General features: G+C 57.1%; 11 protein-coding genes. 2 read left to right on the forward strand and 9 right to left on the reverse strand.

The window, feature by feature from the left end; translation table 11 throughout:
• The 5 genes from ACWIZX_RS09395 to ACWIZX_RS09415 all read right to left on the reverse strand — a co-directional run.
• On the reverse strand, positions 1-3587 hold a 3587-nt coding region (locus ACWIZX_RS09395; RefSeq protein WP_448335575.1), incomplete at its 3' end, for a peptidoglycan DD-metalloendopeptidase family protein.
• A 150-nt stretch (positions 3588-3737) separates the two neighbouring features.
• Positions 3738-4784, reverse strand: coding sequence for a DNA polymerase III subunit delta (gene holA / locus ACWIZX_RS09400; protein WP_448335576.1), 1047 nt, complete (start codon positions 4782-4784; stop codon positions 3738-3740).
• Positions 4785-4795: 11 nt separating this feature from the next.
• Positions 4796-5296: a DUF6391 domain-containing protein gene (locus ACWIZX_RS09405; protein ID WP_448335577.1), complete on the reverse strand. Its 501-nt coding sequence runs from the start codon at positions 5294-5296 to the stop codon at positions 4796-4798.
• 16 nt (positions 5297-5312) lie between these two features.
• Positions 5313-6035 carry a PmeII family type II restriction endonuclease gene (locus ACWIZX_RS09410; RefSeq protein WP_322793806.1) on the reverse strand — a complete coding sequence of 241 codons (723 nt, stop codon included), beginning with the start codon at positions 6033-6035 and terminating at the stop codon, positions 5313-5315.
• Positions 6028-6909, reverse strand: coding sequence for a DNA-methyltransferase (locus tag ACWIZX_RS09415; RefSeq protein WP_322793805.1), 882 nt, complete (start codon positions 6907-6909; stop codon positions 6028-6030). Before ACWIZX_RS09415 ends, ACWIZX_RS09410 begins: the two co-directional genes overlap by 8 nt.
• 103 nt (positions 6910-7012) lie before the next feature.
• Between ACWIZX_RS09415 and ACWIZX_RS09420 the strand changes: the two genes are divergently transcribed.
• Complete coding sequence (locus ACWIZX_RS09420; protein WP_448335578.1) at positions 7013-7978, forward strand: endonuclease/exonuclease/phosphatase family protein; 966 nt, start codon at positions 7013-7015, stop codon at positions 7976-7978.
• Positions 7979-7987: 9 nt separating this feature from the next.
• On the opposite strand, the gene ACWIZX_RS09425 is transcribed toward ACWIZX_RS09420, so the two are convergent.
• From ACWIZX_RS09425 to ACWIZX_RS09440, 4 genes are read right to left on the reverse strand one after another with little or no spacing between them, the layout of a single operon-like run.
• Positions 7988-8662: an HAD family hydrolase gene (locus ACWIZX_RS09425; protein ID WP_448335579.1), complete on the reverse strand. Its 675-nt coding sequence runs from the start codon at positions 8660-8662 to the stop codon at positions 7988-7990.
• Positions 8663-8664: 2 nt separating this feature from the next.
• Positions 8665-10107: a hypothetical protein gene (locus tag ACWIZX_RS09430; protein WP_448335580.1), complete on the reverse strand. Its 1443-nt coding sequence runs from the start codon at positions 10105-10107 to the stop codon at positions 8665-8667.
• Positions 10108-10116: 9 nt separating this feature from the next.
• Positions 10117-11214 (reverse strand): C39 family peptidase, encoded by a 1098-nt coding sequence (locus ACWIZX_RS09435; RefSeq protein WP_416181063.1) that lies wholly within the window; start codon positions 11212-11214, stop codon positions 10117-10119.
• Between the two features lie 46 nt (positions 11215-11260).
• Complete coding sequence (locus ACWIZX_RS09440) at positions 11261-11362, reverse strand: hypothetical protein (RefSeq protein ID WP_416181064.1); 102 nt, start codon at positions 11360-11362, stop codon at positions 11261-11263.
• A gap of 180 nt (positions 11363-11542) precedes the next feature.
• Between ACWIZX_RS09440 and ACWIZX_RS09445 the strand changes: the two genes are divergently transcribed.
• The coding region (locus ACWIZX_RS09445; protein WP_448335581.1) for a hypothetical protein at positions 11543-11722 on the forward strand (180 nt) is incomplete at its 3' end.

Here is an 11722-nt window from a genome sequence, read left to right on the forward strand (position 1 = left end):
GCGTCGAAGCGCATCCAGTCGCGGTCGGCGGCCGGGCAAAGTTGTTGTTCCAGACCGGTTTCATACGGCAGGAAAATGGCGCCCGCACGCTGGTCATTGGCCGGTTCGTCGCTGCCGGCGGTGCAGCTAACCGGCAGGGTAGTTACCTGTCCACCGGCAGGCCAATCCTGCACATTGCCGGCGCGGTCCACCGCGCGGATGCGGAATTCAACCTTTTGACCGGCCTGTCCAAGGAACCAGACGCTGCCGCTTTCGCCGGTCGGTTTGACGTTCCAGTCCTGCCAGCCGCCGTCGTTGATGCGATACTGAAATTCCACACGGCTGATGCCGGAAACATCATCCTGCGCGCTCCACGCCAGTCGTACGGCAGTCGAGCCGCTGGGGTTGGGCAGGCTACCGCTCCACTGCGCGGTGGGTTTACCGCCGTCAATTTGCAGGTTCAACCGCCAGTCGCCCCAGATTTGCCCGCTGGTGCTGCGCGCCTGAGCATAGATCGTTCCGCCCACCATTCCCCCGAACCCGGCCGGGTTGATGTTGATGCTCCAGCCATCGCTGCCGTTGGTGTCGCTGCCAATCAGCTGCCAGCTGCTGTTGGCGGCGTCCGGCGCGCGGTAGTAGAAATCCACCTGACTGATACCGCTGGCCTGGGCGTTGACCTCAACCCGCGCTTCAAACGGGCCTCCAGCAATCCAGTTTGAAGCCGGAATTATGAAACGCAGGTACGGCGAGGTGTTGAATTCCATCAGGCGCAGGACGTAGTAGTAATCCGCGCCGCCTGCACCGGGGTGATCCCAGGCCTTGACGCGCAGATAGTAGTTGCCGGTGTAAGGCAGGGTGATTTCGATGCGAGAGTCCTGATTCTGCTGGTAGACAATGTCGTCATTTTCGGTGATGATGCCGCCGCTGCTATCCAGCAGGTAGAGGTAGGGGTCCAACTGCGAGCCGATGGCTTTGGCGTTGACTTCAGCCCAAATGCTCTGCCCCTGAAAACCGAAGAACTGATAGTACATCTGGCTGCCGGGCACGCACAACGTTTCGCCGACCACGGTTTCGCCAATGTTGACCCAGCGGGCGGCGGACAGACTGGTGTTGGCCGGATTGACGGCACAACCGCCGGTGGGCTGGGTGTTCAGAATCTGGAAATTGTCAATTTCCCAGCCAACTCCTTGATTGTAGTTGTCGTCCAGTGTGTTGAAGTAAAAGCGGATGCGAATGGTGCGGCCCAGATACGGGCTGAGATCCATGTTGGGGGTGTTCAGCCAGGTATTGGCGGTGGGCGGGTCATGGTAAAACTGTCCCCAACCGGGCAGGTCGCTGAACGGTCCGCCATCCACCGAGATTTGCAGACGGCGCTGATCCCACCACTGTGCAGGCGATTCCGTGCGGTAGCGGTAGTTGAAGTAGAGATAGGGGCTGCCGCTTTCCGGCAGGCGGATGGGCGGGGAAGTCAGGCTGCCCCGGCCGCTGTAGGAGCTGCCGTTGCCGTAGCGCCAGTGTGTACCGGTATGCTGCCAGCCGCCGGTGGCGTGCCAGTCGCCGTTGTTGGTGTTCATGTTGTCGCTGTAGGGTGCGGTTTTCAGGTTGTTGTTGGGCAGCGCGGCGCTGGTGACGGTGAAATTGACCCAGTCGGTGCGGTCGGCGCAATTGGCGCCGCTGGCGGCCACTCTGGCGCAGCCGCGTACCGAATAATTGCCGGGCGGCAGGCTGCCAATGGAAACGGCCGGGAAGGACAGGTTGTCATAACTCTGGTACAACTGCCCATCGCGGTTTAGGGTGAAACCGTAGCCGGTTGCCGAGGGTGAGGACATGAACAACGTGATCGAATCGGTTGCCGGTATGGATACGCCGCCGGTCGGATAGATGAGCGACGATGCGAGGCCGGTTGAACTGCGCAATTGTACTTTGAGAGAGGAGGCTGTCTTGGCGCCGATGGGATTGTCGGCCAGATTGGGATCATCCCGCTCGAAGGCTTCGGCGCGCCCGCCGTAACCGGTGTAGTCGTACAGCACGGCGCGCACGTTGCTGCCAACCCGGATAGACTGGGTGTTGTTGCTGCCGACGGGTGAGCCGCCGGTCGCCAGATCCGGCACACTGATATCGCCGTTCCACAGGTACTCGCGGCAGCTGCCCTCAAAATTCGGCTGGCTGTAAAGGATGATTTTGTTCTCCGTCAGTGTGCAGGTTGGGGCAGCCGCCGGGCAGTTGTACTTCTTCAGCACGGTGCGCAGCCCCTGCGGCTGGATGGTGACATTGCCGTGATTGTCCCAAACCCGCAGGGCAATATCCACCGGTCCGTTGGGGATACCGGCGGCGCACAAATTTGCCTCCACTGCAAAGGGGGTTTGGGTAAAGCCGCTGCCCACGTCTTTCCAGACTCCGTCCAACCCGCGGGCAATGATTTGAATGTTGGTTACCTGCTGGTCATCCCAGGCGGTGCCCGCCACCAGCACGGTGGGCGCGGTCACTTCTTCACCGGGCGCCGGTAGGTTCAACGAGCCGGCCGGCGGATTGGTGCCGATGTTGCCGGAGGTGTAGCGGTTGCCGGGGTTGCACTGATTGCCGTAGGCCGACCAGTTGGCGGCTTCGAAACAGGTGCGCGGGCGGCCGTCGTTGACTGCCACATCATCGAAGCGGATATCTACAGAAGTGCCCCAGTACGAATTGGGGTTGGTGTGGACGTGAAAGTGCAGGTGGCTGCCGCAGGAAGCGCCGGTGTTATCCACCAGCCCAAGGTATTCCCCCTGCTGAACAATGGCGCCGACAGTACGAAGCCGTTCCGGGATGCTGTTTTGGGCAAGATGCAGGTACAACTGATAAGTCCATGGGGTGGTGCTGCGGTCTTCCAGCACAATGTAATTGCCGACCGTGCCGTCACCCGGGCAGGCGGAAGGCGAGCGGGTGGGAATATCCCACTTGACCCGTTTGACAATCCCGCCCTTGGCGGCCAGAATGGACCAGTTTTGATTGGGGCTGTCCTCGGCAAAATCCCAGGCATAACGGCAGTCCACCCAGTTGGCGCAGGTGCTGTGGCTGACCGACTGCGAAACGCGGTGTGAAACACCGGCCGGCCAGGGCAGCTTGTAGCCGCGGTAAACGGTGGTGGTCAGGATGCTCTTATCCTCGCTGGGGGTCATGTACATCTGACGGACTTCATCGCTCAACAGGTCCTGCGGGACTTCCAGCAGGGTTTCTCCCCATTCATCATCAGCCTGCAGGGTTACATCCCACGCCTGAATGCCCTTTTGTCCCTCTGCAGGTGCGCTCAGCCGGGCGATGGCCAGCCCCGGCTCCCCTTCAATGAATTGACCGGTATCTGGATCCACAAAGGCAAACCAGATCAGCGCAAGGCTGCCATCCGCCGAGTATTCCACATCCACCACACGCGGTTCATACAGCAAGAACCCCAGCGATTGGATGCCGATTTGGTTAATCCGCTGATCCAGCGCAGACTGCAACTCAGGGGGCAGACTGCTGACCGGCTCGCCCGGCGGTTCGCTGGCGGCCAGCGCCGGATGAGAGGAGACCAGTACCACCAACAGACTGATCAGGACAAGGCCATTGAGAACAACAAAACGAGGGATTTTCATCGTACCTCCGCTGGGCTGAACAAAACCTTCATCTATCCCTGACCCTGTTAGGGTAACAAGGTTCGTGCCAGTGTGGGGATGAAATGCCCTTGCAAAAATGTTGGGCGGCGGGTTGAAGCTGGCGGCGGGCAGCGGGGCGTCAGGGGGTTGTTAATGGACGGTTTCGGGATTCGATAACTGGACGATTAATGTCTGCAAAGCGACTTGAAAATCTGCCTGGCCTGATTTTACCAACCGGTCGGTTTCCAGCAGAAGCCGGTAAGCGCTTTCCAGTTTTGTAAGGCTGAAGCGCTTTGCCTGACGGATCAGGTTTTCGGCGCTGAAGGTATGCACTTTGAGGTGTTTTGCGAGCGCCTCTTTTGAAACAATCCCCTGCTCGATGGCCTCGCGGGTCAGAATCAACAGCCGGTACTGGCGGATAATCATTCCAAACAGGCGGGCGGGGTCTTCCTGCTCCAACAGCACCACCAGTTGTTTCAGGGCGGTACGCGCCTCGCCAGCCGCAATGGCATCTACCATTTTGAATACATCGGCCTGACCGCCGGAGGCGGCTGCTTCCTGCACATCCTCCACATCCACCGCCCGGCTGAAGTTGACATAGGTCAGCAGCTTGCGAATTTCCTGCACGGCGATGCCGGTATCGTTGCCGGTCAGGGCAGCCAGCTCGGCAGCCGCGCGCGGGGTGAACTGACCGCCTTCCTGTTTGGCGCGGCGCAAAATCCAATCGGTCATCTCGTGCGGGCGTGGCAGGCGCAGTTCACGCACCGTAACCCGACTGCCGGCAGTCCTTGCCCAATCCAACAGCAGTCTACCGCGTTTCTTGTCATCCATGATCTCCCAGCCTTTGCTGGAGCCCTGATGGGTATCGGGCACAATCAGCGCCAGGCGGGTGGTCGGCGGCAGGCCTTCCAGCAGGCGGATCAACCGCTGACAGGCTTCGGGGCGGTTAAAGCGGATAAATGGGTTGCGCAGGATGACCAGACGCTTTTCGGTCAAAAAAGGGAGCGCGTAGGCTGCCGCTTGAATCTGATCCTCTGTGATGGCGCGGTTTTCCAGATCGAACCGGCTCAGGTTGAGGTCGGCCAGCGCCGGGTCACCGCCGGCAGCGGCTTCCAGTTGAACGGCGGCTTCGGCGATTGCATGAAAATCGTCACCGTACAGCAGGATGACCTGAGCGTCAGCGGCGGATGGCTGCATTTCGAAATCCGTCAGGAGCGGGTGTGCACGCGATACAGCGGAATCCCGCGTCGTTCAAAGCGGTCAATTCCAACCACATGCAGGCCGTTCAAATGGGCGTCGGTGGTGGCAACCGCCTGCAGCCACGGCCCCAGCGGTCGGCTGAGGATGAGACTGAGGGTGACCAGCACGGCTGCCAGCGGCAGACGTTCCCAGCGGCTGCGGTTGGAACTGCCGGTTCCCAGCATGGCGAGGAAGGCAGCCAGCGCCGCAACCAGTCCGCTGGCGGCAAAATTGGTGCCGCAATTGGGATGAATGGCCAGGTAGGCTTCGCCCTGATTGAGGCGGGTTTCAGCCTGATGGATGGCTTCCTGGAGGTCGTCAAAATCCACCTTGCCGATGATCCAGAATCCGAGCGAATCGGAGTAACCTGCCAGACGCAGGCGCGGGTTCTGTGCGCCCAAAATTTGCAGGGTGGCATGTTCAAGGGCGTGGTTGCGGCGGATGTGAGAGGGGAGGATGGGTATGGGCATGGGTTTCACCTGTAAATTATAGACTTTCCTTTCCAGAGTTGATTTTGACGAGTTTTTCCCAGTCGATCTTTCCGTCCAGTGAAAATTGATTCGCAAATTCGATTGTAAATTGGTTCAGGATGCGATCATATTCCTGATAAAACTCGTCATTTTTCTGTTTTGCCTGCCAGCCAAGCGGCTCAATCAGATCAATATATAAACGGGTGTTGCCGGAGATAAATTCCCAAAATGCCTGACCACACAATTTCAAATAATCCCCTTTGTCAGGGTTGGCATCTTTTCCATAACAGCATCCGTTGACGGCTTGAATATGAATGCCCGGATTGTTCGACCGCAAAATTCTTTGGGCTTTCTTGAAATTCTCGACCATCTTCTTGACCTGACTGCTGTTTCCCCAATTTGGACCGGACTTGATGGAAACCAGATAATGAGTGCCATCTTTGCTGAACTCCAGGTCAATTCCCTCGGCCGAAGATTTACGGCCTTGATAGGTTTGGCTGCAAACAAATACCGCAAGGTTTTCTAAAAACTCTCCAAAAATGGTTTCTTCTTGTGAAGACAGGTGAGCATCCAGTAAATGTTTTACTAATTCATGAAATGTGTTGATGTTTTTTGCTCGAAATAAATATGGATTTTTTCGCTTCAAAATTTGAATCAGTTTTAATTTTCTCAGGCTTTCTGCCCGCCGTTCGTGAAATTGATTGATATGACTCTGGATGTAATCTCTGATTTCATTCATTTGAAGCGGCATTGTAGGATTCCTTTTCTTCTAACAGGGTTAGTTGAAGAGCAGGCATCTCATATTCCAGTGGGATCGTGGATTGTGCCAGATGGTAATATTCCGGCAAAATCTCAATACCGATGGCATTCCTTCCCATTCGTTGTGCAACACGGATCGTTGTACCCGAACCCATAAATGGATCGAGAACCCAATCTCCACTTTGGGTGAACAGTTTGATAAACCATTCCGGTAATGGTTCTGGAAAGACTGCGCTGTGATTGCGATTGCGCGTTTCGGTCGCCATATGCAGCACATTGGTCGGATATGCTTTTTCGCGGCCGATCCAATTGGCAATTCGTTTGCCGAAGCCGCTACCCACACGGGATGGATCGCGCACCTGATCGGTGGCGCTAAGATTGCGCAGCCGTTTATCTGCCCAATTACCCATGGGCACCATCACCGCTTCCTGAAACATTTTGAATTTGCGGGTCTTGTTGAATTGCAGCAAACGTTCCCAGGCATCACGGAAACGATTGGGCCATTTGCCCGGGTAGGAATTTTTTTTATGCCAGATAAATTCTTCTGTCCACAACCAGCCTTGCTTTCGCATTTCAAGGATTAACTCAATGACGTAGGTATGCCGTTCACCGTTAACTACTTTTTCTTTGATGTTGAGGATGAATGTGCCGTCCGGTTTGAGTACCCGTAAAAGTTCTGCTGAAATGGGTAAAAACCATTCCACATACTCCTCTGGCCGGATTCCGCCATAAGTGTTTTTGCGACTGTCTGCATACGGCGGTGAGGTAAAAATGAGGTCTATGGAATTGTCCGGCAGGTGTTTTAATTCTGTACGGCAATCGCCCAGTATCAATTTTGCAGTAACGCTGCTCATCGTACGCCCTTTTTCCACTGCTATTTATAACACGTTCTGCGTGGCTTGCAGGTAAAATGATAGCAGAAATTGGTTTAGCGGTTATGCAGAGAGGCGGTGAAAAATGCTGGTCAAAATTGGCAGCTTCAACTTGAACAACCTGTTTTCACGCTTTAACTTCAAGGGGCGCATCGAAGCCATCCTTGCCGGTGATACCGGCCTGAGCGTGACCTACACCTTTGACGACCCAGAGGAGTACGCCATCCGTTCCTTCATGGGGCGGTTGGTTAAAGAGAAAGACGAAGCAGCCACCGCCCTGATCGCCCGCCGCATTCTGGAAATGGATGTGGATGTGCTGGCCGTGCAGGAAGTGGAAGACCTGCCGGCATTGCAGCATTTCAACCGCACCTGGCTGAAAGGTTTGTACCCGTTTCAGGCGCTGGTGGAGGGTAATGACCCGCGCCTGATTGATGTGGGTGTTTTGAGCAAACTGCCGATTGGCGCGCTGACCTCGTGGCGTTTTGCCTCCCACCCTGCTGAACCGGATTCGCCCATCTTCAGCCGTGACCTGCTGGAGGTCGAGATTCTCGACCCGCGGCGGCGAAAACGGCTGTTCACGCTGTTCAATACGCACTTGAAAAGCCAGTATGTTGCTCCGAATGAAAACCCAATCACCGGCAAACAACGCGCTGACCTGACCCGCCGCCGTCAGGCGGAAGTGACCGAACGTGTTTTGCTCGAACGCACCCGCCCCAACAGTGCCTTTGTGCTGCTGGGGGATATGAACGACTCGCCCGAATCGGACTGCCTGGCGCCCTTTGTACAGAGCCGCGCGCTGGAACTGGTCAACGGGCTGACCACTGCGCGGGAAACCCGCCCGCCGCGCCGCGACAACCCGCCGCCCCCCAGCCCGCTGTGGACGCACCGCTACAAAGCCAGCGGCCAGCCGGCGCGCTATGAGCTGTTCGACCAGATTTGGCTCAGCCAGAAGCTGGCTCTGCGCCAGACGGCGGCCTGGATTGGCCGGCGGGAAAAACTGGGCGGGGATGGCAGCGACCATGACCCGGCGTGGGTTGTGCTGGATGTTTGAAAATACCGCCTAATCCTCCAGCGGCTCCAGTACTGCGCTCAACTGGGCGGTGCTTTCCAGAATCAAGTCGGCGCCGGCGCGGCGCAGTTCTTTTTCTCTGCCGAAGCCGCATAACACCCCCACTGTTTGCGCACCGGCTGCTTTTCCGGCGCGGATGTCCACCACCGTATCGCCGACCATCAGACAGTTGGCCGGACTGACCCCCATCTGCCCGGCTGCCCAAAGCACCGGATGCGGCAGGGGTTTGGTGTGCGCACAGGTCAAGGCGGTGGCAATCGCCCTGAAATGCCCGCTCAGGTTGAATTGATCTAAAAAGGACAGGGTGGCTTTTTCCCCCCGCGCGCTGACCACTGCCAACGGGTAGTGTTCTTTCAAGCGGGCGAGCAGGTTGTCCACCCCTTCAATCAGCGTGAAGGGAGCGCTCCCCTCGTTTTGATGGCGGAAGAGCCAGTCAACCAGCCGTGCGGCCTCATCATCCAGATGCAGGCGGTCGAGGATTTCATACAGCCAGTTGGCCGGCGATTCCATGCCCATGATCAACCAGCGCGCCAGCCGCCGGTGTTGAGGCAGCCGCAGCGGGCGCAAGAAACCCGCCAGCCGCTCAACCCAGCGGTCGTCTGTGTCGCTCAGCGTGCCGTCCACATCGAAGCAAATTGCCTGAATGCGTGCCAGATCGAGAGGCATTTTTACCAGCCGGAGGGTTTGAGCAGCGGGATATCGGCTTGGCGCGGGACAATCAGCCACAGGGTTTGATTGCTGCGCTGCTGGAAGAAAACCACTCCATCGCCAGTTTCCTGCCAGAGCCAGCCGCGCTGCAAATCCTGCTGATCGGCTTCTCCCCAGCGCAGACGGGCGTAGGCGGTGAATGCCTGACGGAATTCACCCGCGTCGCGTTCGCTTTCCCATTCGCTGAGCAGTGCCATGACCGGTTGACGGGCGGTTTCATCCCAAAACACGGCGTAGGCATCGCCGCCCCAGCCGGCTGCCGCCTGACGCGCCAGTTCATCGGCAATCCGCCAGTTTTCCTGTACGCCATGCGCCAGAATCAGGTAGGTGTACCATTCGCCCATCACACCGCGGTCCAATTCGCTCAGCGGGCGGTTGAGCAGGCCGGTGAACTGCGGCAGGCTGAGGGTTACCGGCCGGTCGTCCGGATATTTTTCGGGATGCAAAATCATCTCGGTTGAAACGGGAGGATTGGCAAAGGCTGCGTCAATGGCGTTGTATCCGTCCTCCTGGAAGAGGGTCAGCACAAAGTCCACCCCTTCGCGGTAGGGGAAGGCAAAATCTTCACGCAGGAAGGAAGGTGCGGAATCCAGCACCGGGCTGGAGTAGCTGGCGTAAAAAGCCTCAATATCGCGGCGGTCCTGTGCCGTACCGTGCTGGTAAAGCCAGTACTGCTCGGTCAGGCTGGCATCCCCTTCAATGAGCGCCTGAACTGCGGCGCAGTACTCGCTGTCTTCCTTGCAGGAATCGGGGTTGATTTTGAGACCTTCACGCAGGTTGTAATGCTGGTCTTGCAGGGCGTGGGTAAATTCATGCGCATAGGTAGAACGTTCCATGCCGCCAAAAGTACCCCCCTGCACCACATACATCTCTTTGGTTTCGCTGTCGTAAAAACCGGCTACCTGTTCGCTGTACAGTTCGAGGTACAGGCCGTAAAGATCAAAGTCGCTGTTCAACAGCCCAAAGACGGAAAGCACGCGGGCGTCCTGAGCGGCTTCTTCTGCGGTATAGTCTTTAAGGAAATTTTCTTCCACATGTTTGCGCAGTTCTTCGCTGTTCATCAACTGGCGCTTCACCGGTTCAAGCAGCGGCAAACCGCGCAGCGCTGCAACCTGCTGCTCGATCCGTTCCATCTGTTTTAAGATGGCTGCATCTTCGGCGGTCAGCGGTTTTGTGGGAGATGGTGAAGGGGTTTCCTCCGTGGTGATTGCGGGGGTGGCGGTTGATGTGGCTGCGGCTTGCGGGGGTGTAACCGTTTCCGTGATGAGGCTGCTGAGCGGCGTTGGTGAAGACCTCAGGTTGTTTTGCCAGAGTACACCGGTAGTAACGCAGATCACGGTCAAGCTGCCCAGGCAAAACAGCGCCAGCAGCACAACCAGCGAAAGCAAAATTCGTTTGTTCATCACGACACCTTAGTTTTGAGTGACAAAATTGAGCGCGTACTGCGCATCAAAATAGCCCGGGCGGGCTTCCAGCGCTTTTTGAAAACTTTCAATCGCCTTTTGGCGGTTGCCCGCGCGGTACTGCGCCCAGCCGTGCCATAACAGGGCTTCTTCGGCATTGGGGGTGATTTTGAGGGCGTACTCGGTCAATGCCAGCAAGTCGGCATCCCGCCCGGTATTGAAGTAGGCAAAAAACGGCCCAAACTGGTAGCGCAGCATGCGCTGCGGCAGGCCGGCGGCGCGGGCGCGGTCATAGGCCTGAGCGGCTTCGGCGTAGGACTCAAAATAGACGAGATTACTGCCCAGATTGAACCACGCAAAGCCGTTATTGGGGTCTTGCTGAGTTTCGCGGCGGGCGGTTTCCAGGGCGCGTTTGCGGTTTTCAATCGGGTCCCAGTCCTCTCCCAGCAGGTTTTTGACCATTTCTTCCTGCTCGGGGAGGAAAGCAAAGAAGTAGACGCGGTTGAACGACTGCCAGTTCCTGTCCAGTTCTGTGTAAGGAATGCGTTTGTTGGCGCCGTAAAACGAGTCCTGGCCGGTAAAGGTTTGGGTGGCATCGTCGTAGCCGGTGACCAGCAGGTAATGCCCGGCCCAGCGGTCATCGTTTGGCCAGTAGTATTCCTCAAAGTAAAAGCTTTCCTCAATCACCACCGGCAAACCGGCTGCAATGAATTGTTTGAGCAGTTCAACCGTACCGCCCACCCGGAACTCGCTGCGCAGCCAGCCGGCGTAATTGCGGGTAAAGTAGAGCAATTCTTCAATGTTGACATTGCGATCCTGCGGAATGGGTTTAATCACATCCGAGATGGTGAACTGGTCGCCTTTCCAGCCAAAAAAATTCAGATACATGGAAAGGGTTGCCGGTCCGCAGTTGTTGATGTCCTGCTTTTCCCACGGCGGGGCGGGCAGCTGCACCTGGGCCGGAATGGGCGTGGGGGTTGGGCGGGGTGTTGGTGAGATCAGCGCTGTGGGTGTGACGGTTTCGATTGGAACTGCGGCAGCCGTGGGCGTTGGGGTGGCGGTCGGCTGGTCTATGGGCATGGCCTGCGCCGGCAGGGCGGTTGGCATGGCCTGAATGGGCTGTAAAATGCCGCGCAGATAAGTGCGGGCAATTTCAACCCGCCAGGCAATTTGAGAATGAAAGGGGGAAAACGGGCTGGTGGCCAGCCAGGCGGCAAGCAGCGCGACAGCCAGCGCTGCCAGCCAGACCGGCCAGGTTTTGGAACGCTTTTGATAGGGGATTTTCTGGTAACGCATGGCGTTGATTTTACCAGTTTTACCCGCTCTTTAACCGGAAGTCAAACTTATACACCAATTCATGGCGGTGTTTTTTCCAAGACAGATATAAGGTTCTTTAAGTTGTTTTTTCTCCTTTCCAAACGGGTATAATAATCTCATGGAAAGCAGCCAACTCATCCCCCAGCGGATTGCCATCGGCTATCATCCGTTCCTGATAGACGCTCCGCAGGAAGCCGAGCAGATTGCCCGTTTTCTGCAGGGGCGGGGCGTTCAGCAGGTGATCAGCGCGCCCATGCCCGATAAGGCCTTTCGCCAGCAGATCAGAGATGGCAAATTT

This window comes from Bellilinea sp. (assembly GCF_053501535.1).